The 26,310-nt window shown below is 57.8% G+C and carries 23 protein-coding genes; 10 read left to right on the top strand and 13 right to left on the bottom strand.

Annotation, left to right across the window (positions count from 1 at the left end):
• Nucleotides 1-58: 58 nt before the first annotated feature.
• A complete protein-coding gene (locus ACXAH8_RS16265; protein WP_475219856.1) occupies nt 59-1,363 on the bottom strand; it encodes an extracellular solute-binding protein in 1,305 nt (434 codons plus the stop codon).
• A gap of 216 nt (nt 1,364-1,579) precedes the next feature.
• Here ACXAH8_RS16265 and ACXAH8_RS16260 point away from each other — a divergent pair, with 216 nt between their 5' ends.
• Nucleotides 1,580-2,608: a LacI family DNA-binding transcriptional regulator gene (locus tag ACXAH8_RS16260; RefSeq protein ID WP_475219855.1), complete on the top strand. Its 1,029-nt coding sequence runs from the start codon at nt 1,580-1,582 to the stop codon at nt 2,606-2,608.
• Nucleotides 2,609-2,742: 134 nt separating this feature from the next.
• Here ACXAH8_RS16260 and ACXAH8_RS16255 read toward each other — a convergent pair whose 3' ends face one another.
• Complete coding sequence (locus ACXAH8_RS16255; protein WP_475219854.1) at nt 2,743-3,138, bottom strand: RrF2 family transcriptional regulator; 396 nt, start codon at nt 3,136-3,138, stop codon at nt 2,743-2,745.
• A 104-nt stretch (nt 3,139-3,242) separates the two neighbouring features.
• Between ACXAH8_RS16255 and ACXAH8_RS16250 the strand changes: the two genes are divergently transcribed.
• The 4 genes from ACXAH8_RS16250 to ACXAH8_RS16235 all read left to right on the top strand — a co-directional run bounded on the left by ACXAH8_RS16250 (nt 3,243) and on the right by ACXAH8_RS16235 (nt 6,363).
• The gene (locus ACXAH8_RS16250; RefSeq protein ID WP_475219853.1) at nt 3,243-4,454 is read left to right on the top strand and encodes a GTP-binding protein; all 1,212 of its coding nucleotides are present in this window, start codon (nt 3,243-3,245) and stop codon (nt 4,452-4,454) included.
• A complete protein-coding gene (locus tag ACXAH8_RS16245; protein ID WP_475219852.1) occupies nt 4,451-5,086 on the top strand; it encodes a DUF1826 domain-containing protein in 636 nt (211 codons plus the stop codon). Before ACXAH8_RS16250 ends, ACXAH8_RS16245 begins: the two co-directional genes overlap by 4 nt.
• On the top strand, nt 5,083-5,343 hold the full coding sequence (locus tag ACXAH8_RS16240; RefSeq protein ID WP_419739338.1) for a DUF6525 family protein: 261 nt from the start codon (nt 5,083-5,085) through the stop codon (nt 5,341-5,343). Before ACXAH8_RS16245 ends, ACXAH8_RS16240 begins: the two co-directional genes overlap by 4 nt.
• A gap of 93 nt (nt 5,344-5,436) precedes the next feature.
• On the top strand, nt 5,437-6,363 hold the full coding sequence (locus ACXAH8_RS16235; RefSeq protein ID WP_475219851.1) for a hypothetical protein: 927 nt from the start codon (nt 5,437-5,439) through the stop codon (nt 6,361-6,363).
• Nucleotides 6,364-6,371: 8 nt separating this feature from the next.
• Here the strand turns inward: ACXAH8_RS16235 and ACXAH8_RS16230 are convergent, their stop codons facing one another.
• On the bottom strand, nt 6,372-7,382 hold the full coding sequence (locus ACXAH8_RS16230) for a fatty acid desaturase (protein WP_475219850.1): 1,011 nt from the start codon (nt 7,380-7,382) through the stop codon (nt 6,372-6,374).
• A 97-nt stretch (nt 7,383-7,479) separates the two neighbouring features.
• Nucleotides 7,480-8,334: a class I SAM-dependent methyltransferase gene (locus ACXAH8_RS16225; RefSeq protein ID WP_475219849.1), complete on the bottom strand. Its 855-nt coding sequence runs from the start codon at nt 8,332-8,334 to the stop codon at nt 7,480-7,482.
• Between the two features lie 40 nt (nt 8,335-8,374).
• Here ACXAH8_RS16225 and ACXAH8_RS16220 point away from each other — a divergent pair, with 40 nt between their 5' ends.
• A complete protein-coding gene (locus tag ACXAH8_RS16220; RefSeq protein ID WP_475219848.1) occupies nt 8,375-9,142 on the top strand; it encodes a DUF5765 domain-containing protein in 768 nt (255 codons plus the stop codon).
• A 135-nt stretch (nt 9,143-9,277) separates the two neighbouring features.
• Here ACXAH8_RS16220 and ACXAH8_RS16215 read toward each other — a convergent pair whose 3' ends face one another.
• Nucleotides 9,278-9,904, bottom strand: coding sequence for an adenylate/guanylate cyclase domain-containing protein (locus ACXAH8_RS16215; protein WP_475219847.1), 627 nt, complete (start codon nt 9,902-9,904; stop codon nt 9,278-9,280).
• Nucleotides 9,905-10,226: 322 nt separating this feature from the next.
• Here ACXAH8_RS16215 and ACXAH8_RS16210 point away from each other — a divergent pair, with 322 nt between their 5' ends.
• Nucleotides 10,227-10,934 carry a response regulator transcription factor gene (locus ACXAH8_RS16210; RefSeq protein ID WP_170666965.1) on the top strand — a complete coding sequence of 236 codons (708 nt, stop codon included), beginning with the start codon at nt 10,227-10,229 and terminating at the stop codon, nt 10,932-10,934.
• The gene (locus ACXAH8_RS16205) at nt 10,931-13,072 is read left to right on the top strand and encodes an ATP-binding protein (RefSeq protein WP_475219846.1); all 2,142 of its coding nucleotides are present in this window, start codon (nt 10,931-10,933) and stop codon (nt 13,070-13,072) included. Before ACXAH8_RS16210 ends, ACXAH8_RS16205 begins: the two co-directional genes overlap by 4 nt.
• Before the next feature lie 9 nt (nt 13,073-13,081).
• Here ACXAH8_RS16205 and ACXAH8_RS16200 read toward each other — a convergent pair whose 3' ends face one another.
• From ACXAH8_RS16200 to ACXAH8_RS16175, 6 genes are all read right to left on the bottom strand, one after another.
• Complete coding sequence (locus ACXAH8_RS16200; RefSeq protein ID WP_475219845.1) at nt 13,082-15,088, bottom strand: adenylate/guanylate cyclase domain-containing protein; 2,007 nt, start codon at nt 15,086-15,088, stop codon at nt 13,082-13,084.
• Between the two features lie 203 nt (nt 15,089-15,291).
• Nucleotides 15,292-16,557 (bottom strand): ABC transporter permease, encoded by a 1,266-nt coding sequence (locus tag ACXAH8_RS16195; RefSeq protein WP_170376954.1) that lies wholly within the window; start codon nt 16,555-16,557, stop codon nt 15,292-15,294.
• On the bottom strand, nt 16,554-17,360 hold the full coding sequence (locus ACXAH8_RS16190; protein WP_170376956.1) for a taurine ABC transporter ATP-binding protein: 807 nt from the start codon (nt 17,358-17,360) through the stop codon (nt 16,554-16,556). The genes ACXAH8_RS16195 and ACXAH8_RS16190 overlap by 4 nt, the downstream gene beginning before the upstream one ends.
• 69 nt (nt 17,361-17,429) lie before the next feature.
• The gene (locus ACXAH8_RS16185) at nt 17,430-18,425 is read right to left on the bottom strand and encodes an ABC transporter substrate-binding protein (protein WP_170376958.1); all 996 of its coding nucleotides are present in this window, start codon (nt 18,423-18,425) and stop codon (nt 17,430-17,432) included.
• A gap of 331 nt (nt 18,426-18,756) precedes the next feature.
• The gene (locus ACXAH8_RS16180) at nt 18,757-19,137 is read right to left on the bottom strand and encodes a carboxymuconolactone decarboxylase family protein (protein ID WP_170376962.1); all 381 of its coding nucleotides are present in this window, start codon (nt 19,135-19,137) and stop codon (nt 18,757-18,759) included.
• A 168-nt stretch (nt 19,138-19,305) separates the two neighbouring features.
• Nucleotides 19,306-20,403, bottom strand: coding sequence for an aromatic ring-hydroxylating oxygenase subunit alpha (locus ACXAH8_RS16175; RefSeq protein ID WP_475219844.1), 1,098 nt, complete (start codon nt 20,401-20,403; stop codon nt 19,306-19,308).
• Between the two features lie 134 nt (nt 20,404-20,537).
• Between ACXAH8_RS16175 and ACXAH8_RS16170 the strand changes: the two genes are divergently transcribed.
• Both ACXAH8_RS16170 and ACXAH8_RS16165 read left to right on the top strand, forming a co-directional pair.
• Nucleotides 20,538-23,015, top strand: a complete 2,478-nt coding sequence (locus ACXAH8_RS16170; RefSeq protein ID WP_475219843.1) for an FAD-dependent oxidoreductase — start codon at nt 20,538-20,540, stop codon at nt 23,013-23,015.
• Between the two features lie 67 nt (nt 23,016-23,082).
• The gene (locus ACXAH8_RS16165; RefSeq protein WP_475219842.1) at nt 23,083-24,186 is read left to right on the top strand and encodes a mandelate racemase/muconate lactonizing enzyme family protein; all 1,104 of its coding nucleotides are present in this window, start codon (nt 23,083-23,085) and stop codon (nt 24,184-24,186) included.
• A 5-nt stretch (nt 24,187-24,191) separates the two neighbouring features.
• On the opposite strand, the gene ACXAH8_RS16160 is transcribed toward ACXAH8_RS16165, so the two are convergent.
• Together ACXAH8_RS16160 and ACXAH8_RS16155 are read right to left on the bottom strand one after the other, a co-directional pair.
• Complete coding sequence (locus tag ACXAH8_RS16160; RefSeq protein WP_475219841.1) at nt 24,192-25,151, bottom strand: ornithine cyclodeaminase family protein; 960 nt, start codon at nt 25,149-25,151, stop codon at nt 24,192-24,194.
• Nucleotides 25,152-25,162: 11 nt separating this feature from the next.
• The gene (locus tag ACXAH8_RS16155) at nt 25,163-26,290 is read right to left on the bottom strand and encodes an aminotransferase (RefSeq protein WP_475219840.1); all 1,128 of its coding nucleotides are present in this window, start codon (nt 26,288-26,290) and stop codon (nt 25,163-25,165) included.
• Nucleotides 26,291-26,310 lie beyond the last annotated feature (20 nt).

Here is a 26,310-nt window from a genome sequence, read left to right as displayed (position 1 = left end):
CAAAATGGGGGATGGCCGCGCCCAAAGGCGCGACCATCTTGGGGGTGATCCCAGAACCTTAGCCCTGAGTCTTTGCGAAGCGCGCCAGCAATTCGTTGGCTTCGGCTTCGATGTTCTGGAAGGCGCTTTCCACGTCGGTCTCACCGGTCAGGATACGGCCATACTCGCGGTTCATGATGTCGCGGATCTGAACGTAGAAGCCCATGCGGTAGCCTTTGGTGTTGTCACCGGCCTTGGCTTGCAGCTGGTTCACACCAACTTCGGCGGCAGGATAGCGGTCATAGTGACCGTCTGCCTTGGCGGCTTCATAAGCGGCCTCGGTGATCGGGACATAACCGGTTTCCTGGTGCCAGAAATACTGGGTCTCAGGCGCGGTCAGGAAGCGGAAGAACTCGGCAGTTGCCTTGTTTTCCTCGTCCGATTTACCCGACATCGCGAACAGCGCTGCGCCACCGATGAAGGTTTGGGTCGGCTCAGCTGTGACGGCTTCCCAATAGGGCAGCTCAACCGCGCTGAATTCAAAGCCCAGGTCTTTCTGCAGCAGGCCACCGAAGGAACCGGACGAACCCAGCCACATGGCAACTTTTCCTTCTTCGAACGGTTTTGCGTTGTCACCCCAACCGGTGCCATACCATTCGAACATACCGTTGTCTTTCCACTCAGTCACGGCGGTGAAGTGTGCCTTGATCGCGTCGTTGTTGACCAGGATCTCGGTGTCCATGCCGTCATAGCCGTTGTTGTTGGTCGCAAACGGCAGGTTGTGGCGCGACATGAAGTTCTCGGTGAAGATCCAGGGCAGGTGCGACTGGCTGAGCGGGATATAGCCTGCCTCTTTCAGCGCCGGAGCGGTGGTCGACTGGAACTCTTCCCAAGTCTTCGGGGGGGTCACGCCCGCAGCTTCTAGAGCGTCTACATTGTAGTACAAGATCGGGGTCGACGAGTTGAACGGCATCCCGATCATCTTGCCATCGCTGTCGGCATAGAAATAACGCACACCGGCAATGTAGTCGTTGATGTCGAATTCGACGCCGTTTTCAGCCAGCAGGTCCTGAACCGGAACGGTCGCGCCTTTGGCCGCGATCACGGTGGCGGCACCTGCGTCAAACACCTGCATGATGTTGGGCTGCTCGCCCGCGCGGAAGGCAGCGATCCCGGCGGTCAGCGTTTCTTCGTAGCTGCCCTTGTAGATCGGAGTGATTGTGTATTCGTCCTGCGACTCGTTGAATTTCTCGGCAACCTTGTTGACGGTTTCACCCAGCTGCCCGCCATGGGCATGCCACCAAGTGATTTCGGTTTCTGCAAAAGCTGCGGTCGCGGTTAACGCGAGCGCGGCAGCTGTTGCGCAAAACTTCAGATTGTTCATTTCGATCCTCCGGTTCGGTGTCGGCCCTTTGCAGCAAAAAGACCGTTGGCACTATGTGCCAGTTTTCATGCAGGCTCCCCTGCGGCGTTTTTCGCGCGCAGCCTCCGACCCGCATCAGTGGAATACGTCCGCAAACTGCACACGTGACCACATACTGTTAACGTATGACAGTTCGATGAAAGATTTCTAGCAATATTGACAAATTCGACAAAAAAGATGGACAGCTTAGGCGTGGTTGATGACAGCAAAAAACAACTGGACAGACCGCGCCGCGTTACGGCGCAGGCGGTTGCCGATGCGGCGGGCGTATCCCGTTCCGCCGTGTCCCGTGCGTTTACGCCCGGCGCTTACCTTGATGCGGAAAAACGTACAAAAATCATGCGGATGGCCGACCGTATGGGGTATCAACCGAATGCGTTGGCGGCGGGGTTGAAGGGGGGGCGATCGCACCTCGTAGCGGTCTTTGTGGGCAACAAACGGAGCACCTACGACTCAGAGTTTGTGAACCGGTTGGTCGGGCAGTTGAACGCTCTGAACAAGTGGCCGATTCTGATTGATGGCAGTGGAGAGAGCGCTGAATCAGCCATGGATCAGGTTTTGCGCTATCCGCTGGATGCTCTGATTCTGCGCGGAGGTAGCATGCCCGGCGCGCTTGTGGAGCAATGCAGCAAATTCGGGGTCCCCATGATCTCATCCGGGCGCATCGTGGATGCGGCGGGGATCGACAATGTGTGCTGCAAGAATGCCGACGGGATGACCATCGCGACCCGTGTTTTGTTGGACAAGGGCCGCACACGGTTCGGGTTCATTGCGGGCGCGGCCGAGTTCGGATCTTCAGATGATCGGAGGGCCGGGGTGGTCAACACTTTGGCGTCGGCAGGATTGTCCCTGATCGCGGAAGAGGTCGGAGATTTCACGGTTGGGGCTGGATACGACGCAGCGCAAAAACTACTGCGGGAAAACAGCCTTGATGCGCTGATCTGTGCCAATGATGCCAGCGCCATCGGAGCGTTGACCGCGGCACGGGAGTTGGACGTGGACGTGCCCGAAACACTCTCGATTGTGGGCTTTGATGATATTGAAATGGCCGGGTGGCCCGCGTTCAATCTCAGCACGATCAACAATCCGATCGACCTTTCGGTCGAACATGTGATCACCTTGCTGGAAAAACGTCTGGCTGAACCGGCAAAGGACAGTGAGACCCTTCTGATCGAGCCTTTCTTTGTCCCGCGCGGTACCCATTGACGCTGATACGGCCCGAGGTGCCTGAAACCGTGAAGGGTTTCTCGGCGCCGTGCTGGATGACAGTATTCTTCACACCGCCGGTTGCCTGCTCTTGCAGACAGAGAGAGGTCTCGACACCTAGGCAGGGCCCTGACTCAAACCTCTTGGATCGAAGTCTCTGACAGTCTTTCCACGAGGTTTTGCTCAATCTCTTCCAGAACGCCGCGTACTCGTTTTTGAAGGGCGTGTTCGACAGAACAGGTTGGCGCCTCATCTTCAAGGCCGCTGGCGACAAGGCGCTCGTCCAGCGCAAGGTAGACATCGGCCAGCGTGATTTCGCTCGGCTTGCGGGCCAGACGCCATCCGCCTGCATGACCTTTCTCGGACGTCAGTAGACCGGCGGCACGTAATTTCCCCAGAACGCGACGCACAACAACCGGGTTGGTTCCGGCATGGTCCGCAATTTCGGTTGAGGTGCGCACACGGACCGGTTCTCCGGCCATGTGGCTGAGCGTATGCAGGGCAAGTGACAGGCGGCTATTGCGCTTCATATGACGGGGTTCTCCAAACCTGCTGGCAACGTAACTTTGGCTGTTGCATTAATCTAGTAACTATGAAAGTTACAAGAACCGCATCCAGAGCTATGGAGACTCATATGTCAGATACGCGCCTTCCCGTCACGGTGCTTTCCGGATTTCTTGGGGCTGGCAAGACCACTTTGCTGAACCGGGTTCTCAACAACCGCGAAGGTCGCCGTGTCGCGGTGATCGTGAACGACATGTCCGAGGTGAATATCGACGCCGACCTTGTGCGCGCCGATACCGAGCTGAGCCGGACGGACGAGACGCTGGTTGAAATGTCGAATGGCTGTATCTGCTGCACCCTGCGCGATGACCTTCTGGATGAGGTCCGCCGACTGGCGGCCGAGGGGCGCTTTGACTATCTGCTCATTGAATCAACGGGTATTTCCGAGCCTCTGCCTGTGGCTGCGACCTTTGATTTCCGCGATGAGTATGGCGACAGCCTGTCCGATGTGGCGCGTCTGGATACGATGGTGACGGTTGTCGATGCGGTGAATCTGCTTGGGGATTTCTCCTCGCATGACTTCCTGCAGGATCGCGGTGAGACCATGGGCGAGGAAGACGAACGCACCCTCGTCCATTTGCTGACCGATCAGATCGAATTCGCCGATGTCGTGATCCTGAACAAGGTTGACGATGCCGGGCCGGAAAAGGTCGACGCGGCCCGCAAGATCATCCGCAGCCTTAATGCGGATGCCGAGATCGTCGAGGTCAATCACTCCGCTGTGGCGGCTGAGAAAATCTTCGATACCGGGCTGTTTGACTTCGAAAAAGCCCATGAGCATCCGATGTGGGCCAAAGAGCTGTATGGCTTTGCTGACCACGTGCCGGAGACTGAAGAATATGGTGTTGCGTCTTATGTCTACCGGGCGCGTCTACCCTTCGTGCCCGAGCGTATCCTTGAGCTTCTGAACGGCGATCTGCCGGGTGTGATCCGGGCCAAGGGGCATTTCTGGATTTCTACGCGTCCCGATTGGGTGGCTGAGTTTTCGCTGGCCGGAGCGCTCTCTAGCGTGCAGCCTTTGGGCACTTGGTGGGCTTCAGTTCCGGAAGAACGCCGACCGACCCATGACAGTGCCCGTGCCTATATGCAGGCCCATTGGCAAGAACCATGGGGAGACCGCCGGCAAGAGATCGTGTTCATCGGGGCGGGGATCGACTGGCCAACCCTTAGGGCGCGATTAGATGCCTGCCTCGTACCTGCCGTTGCTGCCTTGGGTCCCGACAATTTGCCCGACTATCCCGACCCGTTCCCGATCTGGCGTCGGGCTGAGGCGGCGGCATGAGCGTTGTACGCCAAACCGTAATCGGTGCGGCCGTTGGAGTTGGCGTTGCGGATACGCCCGAGGCGCTGAACGCCTTTCTCAACCCTGGCTGCGCCGCAGCACTTTGGCGGCGTCAAACTCCGCCCAGTGTTCAAAGCTGGCTGAATGATCTTGACCCCGAGGACCTGCCCAAGGGGCGGGTGATCCTTCCGTTGGGCAAGGTGGCCGAAACGGTCGGCCATCTCTGCGACATGTCCGGTTTGCCAGCATGCCCCGAGCGTGACTGGCTGGAGGCAGACATCGCCTTACTGGCAGAGGTGTTCTCAGATCTGGTCGCGGCTCGGTATTTGCGGTTGCGGCTGGATGTTGTCACGACCAATGCCTGCCGCAAGTTCCATATCGACGCCATCACCGCGCGACTGGTCTGCACCTATCGCGGCACCGGTACGCAGTACGGCATTTCGCGCGATGGCGCTGAGCCTCAACGTGTCTTTACGGTGCAAACCGGGTCTCCGATCCTGTTGCGCGGGACGCGTTGGCCGGAAACACCGCGGTCGGGCCTTTTGCACCGTTCCCCTCCGATCGAAGGCACCGGCGAGACCCGGCTTGTTCTGGTGCTGGATCCCATCACAGACCCGGACGAGGCTGCATGACCGGAAATCTGGGGCAAAGCAGCTTGCGGCGCAGGAAGCGCGCGGGCGATCCCATGGCCGTATTTGACAGCCTGCCCGCCCCGTTGCGGCAGTGGTTGTCCGAAGCGGCCCTGCCATGGTCGCCCGTCTCGGCGCGCCGGATTTGGGTCAAAGCACTGGCCAAAGGTCTTACGCCGGAAGAAACGTTGCTATCGCTGAATCGGGCCGAGGCGAGTACGCTGGCACGTGACAAGGTGATGGCCCTGCCGCGCGGTTAGTGCACCCAGGCTCTGGGGTCGCTTTGACTTGAAACTGTTACGCTCAGCCGTCACCATCCGATCATTGTTGATTGATGAATTACGGAGGGCGCAATGGCCTATAAGCTGATTAAGGGCGAGTTTCATATTTTCTATCCCGACATTCCAAAGCAGGGCCCGGAACCTGACGGTGATACTCTGAAATTCAAACCAGATGACCCGTCGCTTGTTCAGGACCTTTGGCGTTCGGGTCAGCCCCGGCCCGGCTTCAATGGGCGCGGGATGATCAATCTGCGCTTTGAAGGGCTGGATGCGCTCGAAACCCATTTCCGCAGCGCGCATCAGAACAAACGCCTCGCGGAGGCATCGCGCGATTTTCTGTTGGATTGGGCCGGGTTCGGGGACGTGGTGTTCTGGGAGGACAAGCCCAACAAGGTGAAACAGGTCGAGAATAACCCGGTTCGCGGTTACATCCTGACCAATGGTCTGGACGGCCACGGCCGGATTGTGGCCTTTGTTTACTCGGGTGATGCGCCAGAACCGGACGGTGAGGTATTCAAACTAATGCCAGAGCGCGTGGATCAAAGCTTCAACGCGCGCAGCCTGGAGGCGGGTCAGTCCTATCCGCTGTTCTACCTGACGCTGCCGATCTCACTTGCGCAGCATCTTGGAGGGATTGCGGATCAGGCCCGCGCGACTGGAAATGGCCTGTATCCCGACGATGCGTCTACTCCTGGGGAGCAGTTCGAAGTAACCCCTGCGAATTACCAGGATCTGGCAATCTGGCCCAAGCTCTTCCGGCGCCTGCATGACTATTTCGCGGATGAATTCGATGATTTGAGCGGGTTCGATACCTGGCTACGCGCGGACCCGAGGGATCGGGACGATCGCATGCTTCTGCCCGAAGACTATGACGCCCATTTCCACAATGTGGTCGAGGTGACCTCGCCCACGTCCATGAAGCTGACCGTCGACCCCAAGGATATCGTGATCCTGCCGGACGATTTCACCATGCCTGAAACCGGCCTGCCGTCGCTGTAAGGCTGTCGCTAAAGCTCTGCCGAAGGTGCCGGGCCGCGCCAGTCCAGGCTGAGATCATGGCGCAGACTATTTGGGAAGGGGATCATCCGATTGGCATCCTCGTCCCACAGCCTCCATTTCAGGCAGTTGAGCGCGGCGTGGAGGTCAATCGCGGCGTTATTCCAGTCCTGCGCGATTGAGGCATTGCAGCTCTTGAGGAGATAGCAAGGGATTTTGGCGTTCAGGTGATGCAGGTCATGGAAGCCGAAATTCAGCAGCACAAAATCCACAACCGGCCCCAGTCGGAGCGAACTCGCACCGTGCAGAGCCGCTGCATGGGCGGTTTTGTCGCCCGACTGCCGCCAATAGGTTTCTTCGAAATTGTGCCCGACATAGACGACAAATATCCCGAAACTGCCTGCTAGAAGGCTGCCAAGAAGAAGGGCGTAGAAGCTCCACCAGCCCAGAAGTGTGATGATCAGGCCCCAGAAGGCGAACATTGCGATATTCTGCAAAAGAACATCCCGGACGCTGACTTTCAGCGTGTTTCGGGGCCAGCGGTATTGGACGAAGTAGATCAGGACCGGACCTATCAGGAACAAGGTGATAGGGTGCCGGTAGGCGCGGTAGAACAGCTTCTTTGAGAGGGGCGCGGTCTCATATTCGCGCCGGGTCATCACATAAACCTCGTGAGCGTCCCGGTGATCCAGATTGCCCAAGTGTTGGTGATGCAGGTTATGATTATACCTCAGAACGCTATGGGCGATCCCGGAAAAGAGGCACAGGAGGTTTCCAAGCAGATCATTCCACTTGCGGTTCGTGAAAAAGCTGTAGTGCCCACAATCATGCTGGATGGAATAGAGCCGCAGGATTCCTGCCGCAAACAGGATCGAACCTAAGGTCAGGGAAAGCCATGCTCCGGGAAAAAGGGCAGGGATAGCAAGCCCCGCAGCGACGACGCCCGCGCTGATTGCCAGTGCTTTGCAAGCCTTCCTGTCGTCTGGTTTTGTGAATTCCCTCGGAACCTTGATCGAACTCATTACCGTCACTGAAAATGATTGAGACTATGAAACTGGTTGGCGTCCCCAACCGTTAGCACGGCTTTGGATTTCCGCCAAATTCATTGAGGTGCGCGGCTCAGGCGTTGGTTTGGGAAAGCTCCAGAAACAGATAGGGCTGTATGTTCTCGAATGGCCAAACGCGGACGATCTGCGTAAGGCCCAGTTTTTTAGCCCCGCGCCCGATCGCGTTGAACACGCCGATATGTTCCTGAAATACCGGATCATCGTTGAATCTGTCGACCATGCGGTCGGTGATCTCAGACCGCACGCGCAGGCGCAGGCTTGACCCTTTTAGGTGGCGTTTGATCTGGGCAAGACGAACGAAGTTGAGGCTGTTCCACAACCCATGAACTTCGTAGGTGTCCTCAACCCATGTAATCCGCTTTCGAAACAGTCGCCGTGTCAGGGTCTTTGAGCTAAGCGCGGGGATGTTGAAATGCGGCTCATACGGGAAGCCGTAGTTGGGGCAGAGGATCAGGCAGCGGCCCTGTGGGGCCAGAAAACGCGGCAGCGTATCCAGGAAATGCCGCCAATCCGGCAAATGCTCCAGCACGTTGACCATGTAGATCAGGTCATAGGGCTGCGGCGGAGTGAAGGCCTCATAGGTGCTGCGTTGAATGTCTCCGCCCTGCTTGGCAGCGTGATCTAGAACATGCTCCATCGGTGCGAAGCCTTCGGCGAAAGGCTCAATGGCGTCCAGCGTAATGTTAGGGTTCCGCCGGCGCAGCATGGTCAGTAGGATACCTGCCCCGCAGCCGATCTCCAGTGCCCGCGCGCCGGGGGGCAGGGCGCAGATTTCACGGTCGAGATTCTGGAAATGAAACCGCGCCGCGCTAAGCCATATGTCTTTCAGGGGAAAGTCGAACCGCGCGAAATCCTCAAGAATGTCGTCGACCGAAAAAAGGCTTTCTTGAGGGCTGACCGAATGCATACTGATCCCAAGACGAGTGGTTTGAAGGATTGATATAACAATGTGTTGGAGCGGGCCAGCGTCCTATACCATTGCTGCCGTCGGGGTGATCGCCACCGTCAAGGCCATACGCCAAGGCGATAGCCCGCTGCTCTGGTCTCCGCTGATGTATTTCACCGCGATCGAGGTGCTGCAGGGCTATTCCTATTCCGTCGAGGGACAATGCGCATTGCCCCAAAACCAGGTCGCCGCGTTGCTGGCCTATATACACATCGCCTTTCAGCCGCTGTTTACCGGCATTCTCGCGTTGTACTTCATCCCGAAAGATGTGCGCGGCATGATCGCGCCCGTGGTCTTCGGTCTTGGCGCATTGACCGGAGCATATTTGTTGCTGCAAATCTATCCATTCGACTGGGCAGGTCCGTGCCGCCCGGGTCGTCTTCTGTGCAGCGATCATCTGTGTGTGAAGGCGGAAAGCTGGCATATTGGCTGGCATCTACCGCTGAACGATCTGGGTGAAAGCCTGCCTGCCACGATTTTCGGGCAGCAATATGATCTGAACTTCCCGGTTTATTTCACGGTGATGTTCCTGCTGCCTGCCGCTTTAGGCGCATGGAAAGTCGCGGGATTTCAGCTGCTGATTGGTCCGACGCTGGCATGGGCCTCAACCGATAGCCCGACGGAAATGCCTGCGATCTGGTGTCTGTTCTCGCTGGGTATTGTCATGATGATCGTGTTTACACCGCTCAAGACGGCGCTGCAGGCAAGTTCATGGCCTTTATGGACTGTGCTGCGCTGGGTGAACGGGACCAATAAAAAACCACTCTAGTACCCTAACAAACCGTTCACCCGCGCATCACTTTCTTTACCTCGTGCCTAACCTGCGAACCGCAGCTCCGATCTGGTTGGAGACCCGGTTCCCCCTCAAGCCGGTGGGAGGCAAGAAACCCTATGGAGGCGGCGACTACGTCTCGGCGTCACCCTCCAGTTGATATAAAACCCAATCGTCACTCAGGCCTTTCAGCTGTTTGGGTCCAATTTCCTGAAACTCCAGCCCCAGACCCAAAACCAGATCGCGCACGGTGCTGGAAACCCATGTCTGCCCACCGGGTGTCAGGCTGAGAACACGGGCCGCGATTGCGATCGCGATACCGGTCACATCGTTGGTGGTGCGCAGACACTCTCCACAATGAATACCCGCCCGAAGCTTTAGGCCAAGCGCGTCTGCTGTGACCCGAAAGGCCTTGGCGCAGGCGATGGCGGCACTGGGGCGAGGAAAGATCGCCAGCATGCCGTCGCCCATCAGTTTCACAAGTGTGCCTTCGTGTTCTGCAACGGTTTCAAGCGCTGCCGAATCCAGAGCATCCATGACATCGCGCCACTCGGCATCGCCCAGACGCGCAACGATCTCGGTCGAGTTCACCACATCGGTCATCATGATCGTGACCAACAGGCTTTTGTTTTCACCATCGGCCGAGCACTCGGCGATATTGTCCTCGAACGTTTGGTCGATCAATGCGCTCGGCTGAGGGTGGATGATCGTCGGGCGAACCGGAAAGGTCTTCACGACCGCTGGTTCGTTACTCTCCATATCAACGACTGCCAGAGTGCTATGCTTGCTGCATGGCGCTGGAAGTTCAGACAGTTCGGGATCGTCGATGGGCTCAATAATTTCAAAAGACGTATTAAACATAACTGCACCAACAAATTGGGACGTTGAAACAGAGATTAAAATCAAATTGTCACCAAACCGCGATGCAGATGTTAACCAGATGTTAACAGGTCCGGTTGTTACGCACGCTAGGCTTGTGTCCGTGGCTGAACATATTCCAAAAAGAGTGTGGGGATGGTTTGGACGTAAACACTCACACGTGCCAAGCTGTGTTTAGAAACAGACAGGTAGGACCACAGAGTTGAAGAAGCTGAACGTATTGTTGGTAGAGGACGACCCGTCATTGCTTGCTCTGACGTCCGCGCTTCTTCGGCCGCACTACAATGTTCTTCAGGCGTCCAATGTTGCGGATGCACGCGCGACGCTTGCGTCCCAATCGGTGGATATCGCTTTGCTGGACCTCGGATTGCCGGATGAGGACGGTCTGGTGCTTGCGCGTTCGATGCGCGCGAAATCGGCTCATCCTCCGATTATCTTCGTGTCGTCCCGCAATACCGCGAGCGACAAGATCAGCGGGTTGGACATCGGGGGTGACGACTATCTGACCAAGCCGTTTGACCCGGATGAGCTTCTGTCCCGGATCAACGCAGTTCTCAGACGCACGAACCCCCAGGCGCAGATGCCGCGGCAGGATACCAGGGTCCGGCTGGGCGAGATCGAGATTGATCTGGACAGTCGACAGGTCTGGAATGCCCAGCACGAGGTCATACCCGTCACACGGGCCGAGTTCGACGTGCTGATGGCTATCGTAAACGCGAACGGTCGGGTGCTGTCCCGGTCGGTGTTGCTGGATGCGGTCGCCCTGTCGCCGGATCATGACGCCGGAGAGCGTACGATTGATGCTCTGGTTGCCAAGATCCGCAGGAAGCTGTCGGATGGCGGAGATGGTCCCAAGATCATAGTGACGGTCCACGGGGTCGGCTATCGCCTCGGGGTGACGCGACAGTGAAACCCCGCGCTTTCATATATGACGAACCGATCAACGCGGTCACCCAGAACTTTCTGGACAAGAAGTTTGAGGCTCAATACCTCGATTGGTACTTCGAATCCACACGTGGGCAATTCCGCACTGCGCTGCTCTTTGGAGCGTCTTTCTACGTCGTCTTTGCTTTTCTTGAAGTTTTTGTTCTCCATTCCCGCAGCTTCTCGGGTCAGGATCTGGCCGTTTGGGGTGCGCGGCTGTTCATCATCTCGTTTATCTTTGGGCTGTTCTTTTTCTCTCACAAACTTCCCGCGCGTACTTTGCCCGTGATCATCTCGACCGGCTGGTCGATGATGTATCTGGCCATCTGGGCCGCCTTCGCCTTTTCCGGGGACCATGAATCCAAGGATTTTCTGTATCGCTTTGCGCTGATCAGCCTTGCGGGCACCGTGTTTCTGCCCTTTGTCTTTTCCCACTCGGCAGCGTTGCAACTTTTGCTGTTCGTGCCGGTCTCATACTATCTGGTGTTCGACAAAACGAGCCTGAGCAGCGGGATGGACACCTGGATCGGCCCCTCCTTCGTTCTGGCTTCCACTGTTTTGATTGGTCTTTATGCCAAGTTCTTTTCCGAACGCACGCTGCGGGCCAATTTCGTGCAGAGCGTCTATCTGGAAAAGGCGCGCAACGATGCGGAAAAGGCGAATGAGGCGAAATCCCAGTTTCTGGCAACCGCAAGTCATGAGCTGCGCACGCCGCTGAATGGCATCGTCGGCAATATCCGCCTGATCAAATTGACCCCGCAGGACCCTGAGTCTCTGGACCAGAGACTGGATGAGATTGAACGCTCCAGCCTTGCGATGCGCAATCTCATCGACGATGTCCTCAACATCGCGCGTCTTGATGAAAAGCCCGAAGATCGCGAGTTCCGCACCTTCAACCTGTCCGAGGTTCTGCAAGACCTCGAGGCCGTCTTGCGCCCACTGGCACGGTCGAAGAACGTACAGTTGATCATCCCGCAGTTTGACGATGGCGTTTATCTCAGTGGCAACAGTGGCCACCTGAGGCACATCCTGCTGAACCTTCTGGGCAATGCGGTGAAGTTCACCAATGAAGGCTCGGTCACGTTGTCATTTGAGCAATCAAAGCAGTCGGTGGCCTTTACAGTCAGCGATACCGGGATCGGTGTGCCCGAGGACCAAGTCAAGGATATCTTTGAACCCTTCACGCAGGCCTCGAACATCGACTCGCGCAAAACAGGCGGAACCGGGCTGGGGCTTTCGATTGTGCGCGGGCTTGTCTCAACGCTGAATGGGCAGGTGTCAGTCAAAAGCAACCTGGGCGAGGGGACAGTGTTCCGGGTCGAAGTGCCTTTCCACGCGGCCCCGGCCCCGAGCCCGCAATCCGAAATGGCGGGTTTTGCAGCCACGGTCGGGACGAAGCAAAACGTTCTGATCATCGAGGACGACCCGACCAGCATGGAGATCCTCAAAAGCCTGTTGGAGAGAGATGGTCACACGGTCACAGCAGCGGCCAACGGCAAAGAGGCGATTGCCCGCTTCCGTCCAGATGACACAGATTGCATTCTGACCGATATCCGCCTGCCCGACACGACCGGCGTTCAATTGGCACGTAACCTGAAACAGATTGCCAAGGAAGCGGGACTAGACAAATCGATCACGACCATCGCCGTGACGGCCAACGTGATGCCCGAAGATCTGGATGAATACACAAATGCTGGCTTTGACGCGGTGGTCTCCAAACCTCTGGATGAGCGGGTGCTATATGGTGCCATGCGGGCCTCACTCGGGCTGCCGTCGTCCGAGATATCCTATATTCCAAACACCGATGACACCAAAGAACGCCTGAGGAAATTCCTGAGCAATGAAGAGTTGGAGCAGGTTTTCCTGACATTCCGAGAATCGCTCGAAGACTGCTATGTCGAGCTTAAGAAAGCCCAAGGCCAAGGCGACAGGGACCGGATCGAGTTCCTCGTTCACCGGGTCTATGGCAGTGTGTCCAGTTTTGGTGAAACGGAATTGGCCGCCAAGGCACAATCGGTCGAGGGGCTTTTGCGAAGCGGCGCCGAGAATTATAGCGCTGAGTTGGACAAGCTAATTCAATCCTGCGGGCTCTTCATTCAGGATCTGAAACGACAGGCCTCGTGATGTGGCCTGTCAAAGCGCGGCCTGCGCCCGTTCGATCATCACCACTGATGCCGGGTCGCCACCGCGTAGGGTGTCTGCAGATTTGAACGCGTCGATGGCCTGGGCAAAACGCCCGGCCCTGAAATGGGTCAGGCCAGATTCGTAGGCCGCGATCCAAGCCGGCGGTTCAGGCGTGTCAGCAGTCATCGCGATCAGTTCAAACACGACCAATTCCTCGGACCGGCCCGCGATCTCCATCGTGTCCAGTTCGCGGGCGATGATCGCGTTGCCCGCTTCGCGCCGGGTTTCGGGGCCGATCAGGATTGCGGTGCCATAGGCTTTGTTGACTCCCTCCAAACGGCTGGCCACGTTCACCACGTCGCCTATGGCGGTGTAGTTCAAGCGATGCTCGGACCCGATATTGCCAACCAGAGCTTCTCCGCTATTTAGCCCGATCCGCACATGTAGTGCCTCGTCCGACTGGCTTTGCAGGGCCGAGTTTTCAATGTCTTCCACTAACTCTAAGGCGGCGCGGCAGGCGTGTTCCGCGTGGTTCGGATTCTGCCTCGGTGCGCCCCAGAAGGCCATCACCGCGTCGCCGATGAACTTGTCGAGCGTCCCGTCATGGCGTTCGATCGTTGAAGAGGCAGCATTGAAAAACGGCTCCATCAGTTCCACGACCTTTGGGCCGTGTTTCTCGGCCAGACCGGTGAAGCCAGACACGTCGCAGAACAGGACCGAGATTTGTTTGGTCTCGCCGCCGGGTTGCGATTTCACACCTGCGGCGACCAGCATTTTTACCAGATCGGTCGGCACATATTTCCGAAACGCCGAAAGCCCTGCCGCCATGCTCGCTGTCGCAGCCGAGAGGTTTTCAAGCTCTATTAGCCGCGAAGGGCGGCGTGAAACCTGCTCGACATCAAAGCTCTCAATCCGGCTGAGGTCTTCAGCGACGCGCGACAGCGGGTTGGCAACGACCCGGCGCACCAGCCAGATTGCAGCCATGGTCGCCAAGGCCACCACACCCAGAAGGATGTAAACCAGATTTATCAGCGTCCGGTCGATACCTGACAGAAAGGCCGATTCCGGGATGACTGTCGCCACACGCCAGCCATAGAACCCCAGCGGTGTCAAAGCGACTGCATAAGCCACGTCTTCGTACACGACCCGTTTTGTCAGGGTGCCCGCAACGACCTCGTCTGCTTCGGCCAGCAGCTTCTGGCCCGAGAGTTTCGCTACTTCGTACAGCTCTCCCTCACCCATGCGGGCGGGGGTGATTTCGTCCGCGTTGGGATCGGGCACGGCAATGACCTTGCCATCGGCGCTTAGGATAAAGGCCGCGCCGAACTCGCCGGGGCGCAGGGACCCCAGAAAGCGGGACAGGCGGTCGGTATCAATGGCAACCGACAGCACGCCTTGCCGCTGGCGGCGTACGTCGATTGGGCCGGAATAGGCAAACACCGTCTTGTCGCTGTTTGGCAGATCACGCACTTCGATCCAATCCGGTGTGTCGCGGTCGATGAAGTTGTCATACCAGGGGTGTTCGCGGGGGTCGTATTCCGTTTCGGCAAAGCTGCGTTCTTCGAACTGGATGTCGCCGGGGATGAAGATATAGCGGTCCCGGCGCAGCTTTCTGTCGTGTATGTTCTCGTCAATCTCGATCATCTCAAGCCCGCTATCCCCCAGCCGATGGGCTGCAAAGAAATTACCGTCGGGCCAGCCAAATGTGATCCACGAGATATTTGGCTGAGATTGCAGCTGAGACAGAAACACAAATTCCCGCTTGTCGGCCTGACGTGTCTCGATCACGTTCTGAATGAAGATCGTCCGGACAGCTGCCCAGGCAGCTTCGGCGGATCTGAGGGTCAGACCAACCTCGATCCGGACCGTGTTCGATATCTGGCTGTTGATCTCGGCGGCCAGCATCTGACTGTTGTCCCGCGCCGTAGTCCACCACAGGGAGTGCACGATGAAGGTCGACACGCCGATGGACAAAGCGACGAGCATTGACACAGCGATCCCAACGGTGACACGCATTGAAGCTCCACGGCGGCCTATAGTGACTGGCGCTGCAATGCGGACAGTCAGGTTCGAGGCCAAGTCTAGGGGCTGCAACCGTCAGTTGCCAGTTGGTTTCAAACTGCGCGCTAACTTGTGTAGTTGGCGAGAGGAGCGGTTGGACAAAAAAAACCGGCAGATCGACGAGCGGGTCAATCTGCCGGTGTTTTTGGTATATTAGGTCAGCTACGACCCTTCCATGGGACCAGCACGTTCTCGGCCTTGCGCATCAGGATATCGATGCCGTAGCCGATGATGCCGATCAGCACGATGCCCATGATCACGATGTCGGTCAGCTGGAATTTCGAGGCCGCGATGATCATCATACCAGCCCCTTTCTGCGCTGCGACCAGTTCCGCCGCAACAACCGTGCCCCAGCAGACGCCCATCGCGACCCGCGCACCCGTGAAGATCTCGGGCAGAGAGTTAGGGACGATCACATGACGCATGATCTGCCATTTGGATGCACCCAGCGAATAGGCCGCGTGGATCTTGGAGATGTTCACCCCCGAAACCCCCGCACGGGCCGCAATGGTCATGATCCAAAGGGCAGCAAGGAACAGCAGAACGATCTTGCCGGTCTCCCAGATTCCGAACCAGATGATGACCAGCGGGATCAGCGCCAGCGGAGGGACAGGTCGCATGAACTCGACAATCGGGTCGAACCAACCGCGAAACCAGCCCGACAAGCCCATCGCATAGCCTAGCGGAATGCCCACGATAGCCCCGGCGATGAAACCTGCGATGACGCGCAGCAACGACCAACCCAAGTGCTGCCAGAGCGAGAAGTTCTGATAGCCTTCATTGGCGATCTCGAAGAAACGCGCGACGACCGTTTCAGGCGCAGGCAGCCAGATCGGGTTCATTTGCAGACCCTGTGCCGGAGTAAAGCTGATGGCGCCCTTGCCGGTCAGCGATACAGTGCCGTCGCCAACATTGACTTTTGCGTCAGGACCGATCGGATTGCCATTGATCGCGATGATCTTTGCGCCATCTGCGCGTTTGGCGTCGTCGTTCTTGTCAAACAAGATGGTCGAGGACCGCCCTGTTGGCGCAGCAAATGCATCGTCTTTGGCGAAGCCCGTACCGGGGTCAACCTCGAAATCTTCGGCGTCTTCTCCGAACGGAGGGACGCGGATGAAGACTGTTGCGTCATCGGTCGTGCCGTCCGCATTCTCGACCGTGTAGGTGAATTGGGTTTCCCCCACAAACGGGCCTGGAACGTGCAGCGGGATCAGTTTTGATCCTGTGAATGCCGCCCAGATCACGAAGATAACCAGAATCGAGATGATCGAGGCTGCGCGATCCGCCCGCACAGCACTTTCATCGCCAAAGGTCACAGTTTTCAGGCTGGTAAAGTCCTGACGGCTTTGCAGGCCCTTGCGCAGCAGGTGAACGATCAGAAACGCGCCGCCGAACAGGCCGATATAAAACAGAAGTACGATCATGATGCTTGCTCCGTCCGGCCCATGATTTCTTCTTCCATTTCCCAGATCATCGACAGGATTTCATCTCGGGTTTCGGCGAAACCTTCGGACTTTTTGACATCGCGAAGGTCGGCGTTCACGCCGCGTTCCGCGAAAGGCAGGTTGTATTCCTTGTGAATGCGGCCCGGACGCGGGGCCATCACGATCAGGCGTTCACCCAGCAACAGGGCCTCCTCGACCGAGTGGGTGATCAGGATGATGGTCTTGCCCGTCTCTTTCCAGAGTTTCAGGACCAGGCCCTGCATTTTTTCCCGGGTCAGCGCGTCCAGCGCGCCCAAAGGTTCATCCATCAGGATCACGTCTGGCTCATTGGCCAGACAACGGGCCAGGGCCACGCGCTGCTGCATCCCGCCCGACAGCTCATAGACGGCCTTTTCCTTGAAGTCCTGAAGGCCGACGACCTCAAGAAGATGGTCCGAGATCTTATCGCGCTCTTCCTTGGGCATGCCCTTCATGCGCGGGCCGAATTCCACATTTTCGCGCACGTTCATCCATTCGAACAAGGCGCCTTTCTGAAACACCATGCCACGTTCCGCGTCTGGCCCTTCGACCACGTGGCCATTTAGCTCGACCCGGCCCGAGGTGGGCGCAAGGAAGCCCGCGACGATGTTCAGCAACGTTGTCTTGCCGCATCCCGAGGGCCCGAGGACCGAGACCAACTCACCTTCTTTTAGGCTGAGCGTGACGTCCTGAAGGGCTTGCACAGAGGTACCGTTGGGCAAGTCAAAGCGCATGGACAAATCAATGATGTCCAGTTCAGGCATTCCGTTTCCTTCCTGCTGTTGTTTCCGAAGGCCAGCCGGATGACCGGCCCCCGGAATATGTATGTTGTATTAGTTGGACGCGGCCGCCAGCGGCGCGCTGTTTACAGCGCCCTCATAGGAGTCCAGCGCCGAGTCGATGCTGCCCGCATCCACAAAGACGTTGGCAACGCCGCCCATGAACTCATGCGCGCCACCACCCAGCCATTTGTCAGACAGCTGCTCTTCGGCAGACGGGAAGGTGAAGGTCGCGATGGTCGCCTCGGCATCGGCCAGGTCCATACCTGCATCCTTTGCGATCACGGCCAGCATCTCGTCCTTGGACTCACCTGCGTTCCACTGCGCGTTTGCGTCAGCAGTCACTTTGAGGAACTTGGACAGCAGTTCCGGCTCTTCTTCAATGAACGCAGTCGGTGCGCTTGTGACGTCGAACACCAGAATGCCAAGCTCTTCCTTCTCAGCTCCGGTCAGCAATACGTTGCCATGTTCAGTCATACGACGTAGCGCGCCGCCCCAGCCGCAGACCATGTCCAGGTTGCCCTGAGCAAAGGCTGCCGCGCCATCGGCGGGTGCCATGTCGACGATCTCGAGCGAGCTGGTATCCACACCGAAATGAGCCATCTGGGACAGGAATCCGTAGTGCGCGGCTGTGCCAATCGGAACACCGACTTTCTTGCCGTTCAACTCGCCGGCGTTGGTCTTGTCGATTTCCAGCGCTTCGGCCACGACGCAGTTGTCGTTGTCCGAATAGCTAACCGCAACATCGACGGCCTGCAGGTCCTGACCAGCTGATGTGGCCACAACGAACGGCGGAACGCCTTGGCTTACAGCGATCTGAACGTCGCCGGATGCCATAGCAGCCGACATCGCAGTCCCGGTGTCGAAGGACACCCAGTTGATCTTGACGCCCATCTCTTCTTCATAGGTGCCATTGGCCTTGGCGTATTGGAACGGCATCGGCCATTCGAGGAAATAGGCGACGGTGATTTCATCCGCAGCCGCTGCTTGTGATGCCGAAAACGCGGCAAGACCTGCGCAGGCCGTTGAGAGCAGATACTTTTTGATCATTGGTTTATGTTCTCCCTGTTGTGATGATCATTTTTTTATATGGCCCGACTTTTTGTCGGACCGATACCTGAGACAATAGACCCAAGATGGTGAAACAGCGAAACAAATTGTGCTGCAGCGCTGTAAATACCGGGGGCAGAGCTGCGAAATTGGGCGCGAAGGCGCGCAAAATCCATTTGGCGGCTCTGCCGGGAATTGCTGTTTGTTTTCAACGTTGTCTCATGTTGAACCGTCCCCGTACGCGGTTGTGCCAAAGACGTCTGGTCGAGCGGGATTGCTCTGGTGCCTGTTGCGGGAATCGACACCTCTGATCGCTGTTTCAAAGCGGGCTTCATAGTAGATCCCGTTCCTCCAGCACCTTGCGCGCCACGCGGAAACACTCCAGCGATTGAGGAACACCGCAATAGATTCCGACCACGTGAATGATCGACTGAATTTCCTCTTTGGTGACGCCATTGTTCAGGGCACCGTTACAGTGGATTTCCCATTCGTGCATCTTGCCCAACGCACCCAGCATGGCGAGGTTCATCATCGAGCGCGTCTTGGCGTCAATTGTGTCGTCACCCCAGCCAAAGCCCCAGCACCAGGCGGTCATCGCCTCCTGAAAAGGGCGGGTGAAGTCATCCGCCGCCGCAAGGTTCTTTTCCACATATTCTGCGCCCAGGGTCGATTTGCGTTGCTTTAGCCCGGTTTCGAACAGGGTGTCATCCATAGGTCTTCCTCGTGATTATGCGACCCGTTGACTATTGGTCAGCCAATCCGGCAGACGGGTCTCCTGCCAGATGGGACTTGCCTTTATATCCAAATTCAAAAGCAATGAGTCGCACGTCAACCTGCACAGTGGCAGGTTCTACCGTACGGAATCCAAAAGAGTTTAAGGTCAGGCGGGTGTGTCCACGCCGTCCCGCATCCATTGTTGCAGCCGGGCGATGGAATGTTCGCTCATCACGCCGCATTTGGGGTCCAGAACCAGTGGGCCGGGCACATAGCCCTTTGACTTGAGGCCGCGATACACGGATTCGACCAAGCGAATATCCTCGGCCACTGTGGTTTCGCGATCCTGTACGGCCAGCCCGCGGATCACATCGCTTTCATGGCCGCCCTCCGTGTACCAGCCCCGCCAGACGGTGCACGTGTCCACGGTTTCCGCGCGCCAGTGATAGGTATTTAGCACATTCCCAGGATAACACTGAAATGAAAACATGGGCCACAGGAACCACGACTGATAGTCGCCGGCATGGGGCACCGACAGGTCGATCGGATAGGTCATTTTGTCTAGCGCTTGACACTCGGTCGTATGGCGCAGCACGTAGCCCCCTTGTTCGTCAGGCCGGATGTCATAGGTTTCCGGCTTCACCACGCCCTCCGCAAAGGTGGGGTGGTTCGATGGGCAGTGGTAGCACTCCGAGTAATTCTCGACGGAGACCTTCCAGTTGCAATCCTCCGGAATCTCGACCCATTCCAGCGGCGCGAGGTCATCTATATGGGGTACGAATTCGGCGATCTCTTCGCGCACGCCGGGATACCAGTCGTCCATCGGGGCGGCATCTTTGTCGAGATTGACGAAGACGAAGCCCAGAAAAATCTCGGTACGAACCTCGGTCAGACAGATTTTTTCCCGTTCAAAGCCGGGGACCGATTTGATGTTAGGCCCTGCGCGCAGCCCGCCAGTCAGTTCATACGTCCATTGGTGATAGGGGCAGACCACAACCCGAGTATTGCCGGTTCCGGTCACCATCTCATGCGCGCGGTGTTGGCACACATTGTAGAAGGTGCGGACCACCTCATCCCTGCCGCGAATGGCAAACAGGTTCTGCCCGGCAATCTGAAAGGCGAAGTAGTCGCCCACATTTGGGATATCGGCCGCGTGTCCTGCGAATTGCCATGTCCGCGCCAGCAGCCTGTTCATCTCATCTTCGAAGACAGCGGGATCGGTGTAGTAGCGGGCCTCGAGCGAGTGGGTGAGCGGCTTGGTCATGATGGATCCTCAACTTGGAAACCGAGGGGCTTGCCTTGGGTAGCGTTCATTTGTGTCGTTATGTGTTGACCGTGGTACATTTGTTTGATTATCAAATCCACAGAAATCTGCGACTCTGGAACAGGAATCCTGCGATGTCCAAGAAAGAACTGCCCGAACGCGCAAAGGTCGTCATTGTTGGCGGCGGGGTCATGGGCTGTGGCCTCGCCTACCACCTTGGCCACGAAGGATGGGGGGAGGAGACCATCCTGCTGGAAAAGGCCGAGCTGACCAGCGGCTCGACCTGGCACGCGGCGGGTCAGATCACTCATTCCACAAGCTCTTATGGGCTGGGCAAGATGGTCGACTACAATATCGGCCTCTATTCGAAAATGCTGGAAGAAGAGACCGGTCAGGCCGTCACGTGGCACGGTTGCGGCTCGTTCCGGCTGGCCTACACCGAGGATGAGATGGACTGGCTGCGCCACACGCTGTCCGTCGGTCGCGCCCTTGGCTTCAATATCGAGCTGGTGGGCCCCGAGTTCATTGCTGAAAAGCACCCGTTCTACAATCTCGACGGTGTTCTGGGCGCGCTGTACACGCCCGATGATGGCCATGTTGACCCTTCGAATGTGACCATGGCCATGGCAGCGGGGGCACGGCAGAAAGGCGTAAAGATCTTCCGACACTGCCGCGCCACCAACATCACGCAGAACGATGCAGGCGAATGGGTGGTCGAGACCGAACAGGGCACGATCATCTGCGAACATGTCGTCAACGCAGGCGGCACCTATGCGCGGCAGATGGGCGAATGGTCCGATCTGCAGCTGCCCATGACCTCAATGACGCACCACTATTTTGTCACCGAGAACGTGCCGGAATTTCAGGATCTGGACACGGAACTGCCGGTGATCCGCGATGACAAGATGGTCTCGGGCTATATCCGGATGGAGCAGAAGAAGGGCCTGATCGGGATTTATGAGAAAGAGAACTCGAACTCTGTCTGGCATGATGAATGCCCTTGGGAATACGAGAACTGGCTGTTTGAGGCCGATTATGACCGCGTTATGCCCTGGCTTGAGAATTCGCTGGAGCGGATGCCAATCTTTGCCGAACTGGGCATCACCCGCGAAGTGCACGGCGCGATCAGCCATCCGCCCGATGGCAACCCGATGGTTGGTCCCGCACCGGGCGTTAAGAATTACTGGTGCTGCTGCGGCACGCAGATCGGCATTGGCTGGGGTCCGGGTCTGACCCGCGAACTGGCGAAATGGATGGTTCACGGGGCCGCCGATATCAACATGCGCGATTATGACCCGCGCCGCTTTGGCAACTACGCCAAGAAAGACTGGCAGGTCGTCAAGGCGCATGAGGACTACAAACTGCGCCATGAGATCCCCTTTCCGCATTTCAATCGTCTTGAGGGGCGTCCGATCAAACCGTCTCCGCTCTATGAGATCCTCAAGGACAAAGGCGCGGTTTATGAGGAGGTCTTCGGCCACGAACGCCCCCGCTGGTTTGCCCGAAATGGCGTGGAACAGCGCGACCACTACTCGTTCCGCCGCAACGAGGTCTTCGATATGGTTGCGCTGGAATGTCAGGCCGTGCGCAAGCGCGTGGGGATCATGGACGTGACCGCCTTCACCAAGGTTGAGGTCTCGGGGCCGGATGCCCATGCGCTGCTGGATCGCCTGACCGCGAACAAGATGCCGCAAAAAGATGGCTCAATCACGCTGACGCACTTCTTGAACCGAAGGGGGCGGATCGAGCTCGAAGCCACGATCGTGCGCATGGCCGAAGATCGCTACTATCTGGTCTGCGCGGCCTTCTTCGAGCAACGCCTTGTGGATCACCTGAACCAGAACCTCGCGGGAGAGACCGTCTTTGTCAAAACGCTCTCCGAAGATTGGTCGGCTTTGTCCCTGAACGGGCCAAAATCCCGCGAGGTGCTGGCCAAATGCACCGATGCTGACTTGTCCAACGCCGGTTTCCGGTGGTTGTCGGCGCGGGAAATCACCATCGCCGGGCACAAGGTCTGGGCCTTCCGCATGTCCTATGCGGGTGAATTGGGCTGGGAATTCCACATGCCGGATGGAGCTTGCGTTGACGTTTACAACGCGCTCTGGACCGCGGGAGAGGCATTCGGGATCGAGAACTACGGCTCGTTCGCGATGAACAGCTTGCGGATGGAAAAAGCCTTCCCTGGCGCTGGTGAGCTTACAAATGAGGTCACTTTGCCCGAGGCGAATGTGGGCCGATTCTTCAAGCTGGACAAAGAGTATCTGGGGGTTGAAGCCACTCGCGCCAGCGCCGCGCAGGCCCAAGCCGGTCAAATGCCCTGGATCTGCGCCTATCTTGAAATCGAGCCGGACGGTATCGAAGACGGTCATGGGGGCGAGGCGATCCGCATCGACGGCAAGGTCGTAGGTGCAACGGCTTCGGTTGCCTATGGTCATAGCGTCGGCAAGATCCTTGCCTTTGCCTTCGTCAAGCCACATGTGAATGTTCCCGGCACTGAGGTCGAGGTCGTGATCGCCGGCTGCCCGCGCAAGGGGCGTATCCTTGGCGAAGCGGCCTATGATCCAAAGTCCGAGCGTCCCAGAACGGATGCTCCAGCCGCAGTTCCGGCATAAATACGAAGGGGGCAGGGCGCGCGTTTCTGCCCCCCTCAACACGCTCTGCGCCAAAAGGAAGTCTAAGTTGAAGATCACCCGTATTGCCGTTTGGGAAGTCCCTCTGACCAGCCATGAAACCTACTACATGGCGGATGGGAAAACCTGCGATACAACGACATCCGTGGTTCTGCGGCTTGATACGGATACAGGCTTGCAGGGCTGGGGGGAGGTCTGCCCGATCCCTCATTATCTGCCGGCCTATGCCAAGGGTGTCGTTCCGGCCGTGACCGAGTTGGCCCCGGTCTTGATCGGGGCCGATCCTGTTGGACCCGAGGCTTTGATGGAGAAACTGAACGCATACCTTCCGGGCCACGGCTATGCGAAATCGGCCATTGATACTGCGCTTTGGGATCTGACCGCGCAGGCCGCCGATCTGCCTTTGCACAAGCTTTTGGGCGGCCGTCAGGTCAAGGATATGCCGCTCTATCACTCGATCACGTGCGTTGCCCCGGATGAGATGGCCCGGATGGCGCGCGACGCTTTTGACAAAGGTATGCGCCAGTTTCAGGTCAAACTGGGTGCAGATGCAGATTGGCAAACCGATGTCGAGCGCCTGGCCAAAGTGCGTGAGGCTGTTGGCCCCGGCCCGCTGGTCTATGGCGATTGGAACTGCGGCAGCGATGCGTTGACAGCGATCCGCGTGGGGCGTGCGGCGTCCCATCTGGATGTGATGCTGGAACAACCCTGCGCGACGCTGGAAGAATGTGCGCATGTTCAGCGCTCAACCGCTCTGCCGATGAAGATCGACGAAAACGCCTTAGATATAGACTCGGTCCTTCAGGCGCATCAGTTGGGCTGTATGCAGGCCGTTGCGTTGAAACTATCCAAGATGAGCGGCCTGTCCGCGATGCGTCAGATCCGCGATCTGTGTCTGACCCTGGGCACGCAGATGTGTATCGAGGATACGTGGGGCAGCGACATCACCACGGCTGCGCTGTTGCATCTGGCTGCCTCGACCCCTTCGCGCGGGATCATGAATACCTGTGACCTCAGCCACTATGTCGGCCCCCGGCTTGCGCCGGATGGGCGAGTGCGCGAAAATGGCCGTATCGCCCCACCCGAAGGGGTTGGGCTTGGGGTGACCCCCGATACCGAGGTCTTGGGTCAGCCCGTTGCGATCCTTGACTAAGCTGTCTACGCCAGTTGTCCGGTTTCTATCTGCAAGGCGCTTGAGATTGCAATGTCCTGAGCCGCCAGCCCGGTCAGATCCGTGATGGTGATCTGATCAGCCGATTGTCGACCCGGATACGCGCCGGACAGGATGTTCCCAAGTGTGGCGACATCGGCCTCGGTCAGGTGACCGGACTTAGCAAGGGTCTGGAACTCTCCGTGATCCAAACACTGCTCGGGTGAGGCGCAGACCAGCAGATCGGCGCGGGCGACCAGATCGGTCTCAAGCTCCTGTTTGCCCGGGCAGTCGGCTCCGGTGGCTGAGATATGAGTGCCCGGTTGCACCCAGTCGTTTGCGATCAGAAAGCTCTGAGCAGGCGTTGTCGTGATGATGGCTTGCGCCGTCTTGCAGGCCGAGGGCAGGTCATCGGCGCGTTCAGCCTTTATCCCCATTGAGATCAGGTCTTCGGCTGTCGCCTTGGCCTGATCCGGGGACCGCCCCCAGATTTGGAAAGACAGACGGCGATCCGGGATCAACTGTTGCAGACATTTCGCCTGATGGCGGGCCTGCAAGCCGGTGCCGACGATCAGCACTTTCTCAAACCCCTCAACCGCAAGCGCCTGCGTCGCCAATGCCCCGCCGATACCGGTGCGGATATCGGTCAGCCAGCCTTCGTCCTGCAAAAAGGCCACCGGCGCGCCAGTTTTGGCCGAAAAGACAATGTTCATGCCGTTCGAGCTGGGCAAGCCTTTGGAGGGATTGTCGTAAAACCCGGTCGCGATCTTGATGACGAAGATATCGTCATCTTCGATATGGCCGGATTTGACGTGACAATCCCCTGCGGCCTCGGGGAAGCCCAGATAGGTGACGGGCGGGGTCTGAACCCGTCCCTGCGCCACGGCGGTATAGGCCGCGCGGATCGCATCGACGGCCTTGGGGAAGTCGAAACGATCCTGAATCTGCGCCTTGTCCAGCTGGATCATCCATGTCCCTCTCAGGTGGCGCTGTGACGGACCAGAAAGCCCGAGAATTTCTCAAGACCCGCTACCAGATCCGCCGTGGGATTGGTGTAACCCAGACGCAGCCAGCCCTCCATGTCCATGGCGCTGCCGGGGGTCAGCATCACGCCGTCCTCTTTTAGCAAGGTCACGCACAGTTCACGCGAGGACATGGGCAGATCGTATTTAAGCAGCGCGGTGGTGCCTGATTTCGGCTTGACCCATGAGATCAGAGGCTCCTGCGCGATCCAGTCTTCGACGATCTGCAGGTTCTCACGGGTGATTCGCTGGGCGCGATCCAGAATTTTGTCGCGATTTTCCAGCGCCATGGCGGCCAGCAGCTCATCGACCTGACCGACCGAGATGGTGTTGTAATCACGGTGGATCATCACGTCATGCAGCATATCCTTGGGCCCCGCGATCCAGCCAACGCGCAGTCCGGCCAGAGAATAGGCTTTGGACATCCCCGCTGTGCTGATCCCCTTTTCGTAGAGATCAGCGACCGCCGCCGTGAAGCCATCCTCTGTCTGATCGGTACCGCGATAGACCTCATCACACAGTAGCCATGCACCGACGCTGCGCGCGATCTCGACGATTTGTTCCAGCATCTCGCGATCCATCAGCGCGCCCGTTGGATTGTTGGGGTTGTTGATCGCGATCAGGCGCGTGTCGGGGCGGACCATGGCGCGCAATTCATCCAGATCGGGCAGGAACGCGTTTTCGGGCTTCAGGTGCAGTAACTCGATCTCGGCCCCAATGCTTTCGGGGATCGAGTAGTGCTGCTGATAGGTCGGGATCACCGAAATCACGTGATCCCCGCGCGCCACGAGGGTCTGATGCACCAGCGAGTTCGCCCCGATAGTGCCATGCGTGGTCAGGATGTTTTCGCGTGTCTGGCTTTCGTATAGGCTGCAAATCGCGTCGCGCAACCGGTCCGAGCCTTCGATCGCGCCATAGGTCATCTTCATCGCTGACAGGTCGTTCAGGATGCTGTTGTGCTGCCCGGCCATCTCGAACAGTTCACCCAGAGTTATGGATTCCACGCAGGTTTCCGCGAGGTTGAGGTCGCATTTCGTCTCGAACTCATTCATCCACATTTCGACGCCGAAAGGTCTGATATCCATGGGTGTTTCCTTCTGCTCTC

This window comes from Ruegeria sp. ABV3_008 (genome assembly GCF_056161185.1).
Note: the sequence above shows the minus strand (reverse complement) of the source record. Positions and strands in the feature narration are given on the sequence as shown.

Bases quoted from the DNA above. Each gene is read 5' to 3' on its own strand.
- ACXAH8_RS16265 (WP_475219856.1), bottom strand. From the start codon at position 1,363: ATGAACAATCTGAAGTTTTGCGCAACAGCTGCCGCGCTCGCGTTAACC.
- ACXAH8_RS16260 (WP_475219855.1), top strand. From the start codon at position 1,580: ATGGACAGCTTAGGCGTGGTTGATGACAGCAAAAAACAACTGGACAGA.
- ACXAH8_RS16255 (WP_475219854.1), bottom strand. From the start codon at position 3,138: ATGAAGCGCAATAGCCGCCTGTCACTTGCCCTGCATACGCTCAGCCAC.
- ACXAH8_RS16250 (WP_475219853.1), top strand. From the start codon at position 3,243: ATGTCAGATACGCGCCTTCCCGTCACGGTGCTTTCCGGATTTCTTGGG.
- ACXAH8_RS16245 (WP_475219852.1), top strand. From the start codon at position 4,451: ATGAGCGTTGTACGCCAAACCGTAATCGGTGCGGCCGTTGGAGTTGGC.
- ACXAH8_RS16240 (WP_419739338.1), top strand. From the start codon at position 5,083: ATGACCGGAAATCTGGGGCAAAGCAGCTTGCGGCGCAGGAAGCGCGCG.
- ACXAH8_RS16235 (WP_475219851.1), top strand. From the start codon at position 5,437: ATGGCCTATAAGCTGATTAAGGGCGAGTTTCATATTTTCTATCCCGAC.
- ACXAH8_RS16230 (WP_475219850.1), bottom strand. From the start codon at position 7,382: ATGAGTTCGATCAAGGTTCCGAGGGAATTCACAAAACCAGACGACAGG.
- ACXAH8_RS16225 (WP_475219849.1), bottom strand. From the start codon at position 8,334: ATGCATTCGGTCAGCCCTCAAGAAAGCCTTTTTTCGGTCGACGACATT.
- ACXAH8_RS16220 (WP_475219848.1), top strand. From the start codon at position 8,375: ATGTGTTGGAGCGGGCCAGCGTCCTATACCATTGCTGCCGTCGGGGTG.
- ACXAH8_RS16215 (WP_475219847.1), bottom strand. From the start codon at position 9,904: ATGGAGAGTAACGAACCAGCGGTCGTGAAGACCTTTCCGGTTCGCCCG.
- ACXAH8_RS16200 (WP_475219845.1), bottom strand. From the start codon at position 15,088: ATGCGTGTCACCGTTGGGATCGCTGTGTCAATGCTCGTCGCTTTGTCC.
- ACXAH8_RS16195 (WP_170376954.1), bottom strand. From the start codon at position 16,557: ATGATCGTACTTCTGTTTTATATCGGCCTGTTCGGCGGCGCGTTTCTG.
- ACXAH8_RS16190 (WP_170376956.1), bottom strand. From the start codon at position 17,360: ATGCCTGAACTGGACATCATTGATTTGTCCATGCGCTTTGACTTGCCC.
- ACXAH8_RS16185 (WP_170376958.1), bottom strand. From the start codon at position 18,425: ATGATCAAAAAGTATCTGCTCTCAACGGCCTGCGCAGGTCTTGCCGCG.
- ACXAH8_RS16180 (WP_170376962.1), bottom strand. From the start codon at position 19,137: ATGGATGACACCCTGTTCGAAACCGGGCTAAAGCAACGCAAATCGACC.
- ACXAH8_RS16175 (WP_475219844.1), bottom strand. From the start codon at position 20,403: ATGACCAAGCCGCTCACCCACTCGCTCGAGGCCCGCTACTACACCGAT.
- ACXAH8_RS16170 (WP_475219843.1), top strand. From the start codon at position 20,538: ATGTCCAAGAAAGAACTGCCCGAACGCGCAAAGGTCGTCATTGTTGGC.
- ACXAH8_RS16160 (WP_475219841.1), bottom strand. From the start codon at position 25,151: ATGATCCAGCTGGACAAGGCGCAGATTCAGGATCGTTTCGACTTCCCC.
- ACXAH8_RS16155 (WP_475219840.1), bottom strand. From the start codon at position 26,290: ATGGATATCAGACCTTTCGGCGTCGAAATGTGGATGAATGAGTTCGAG.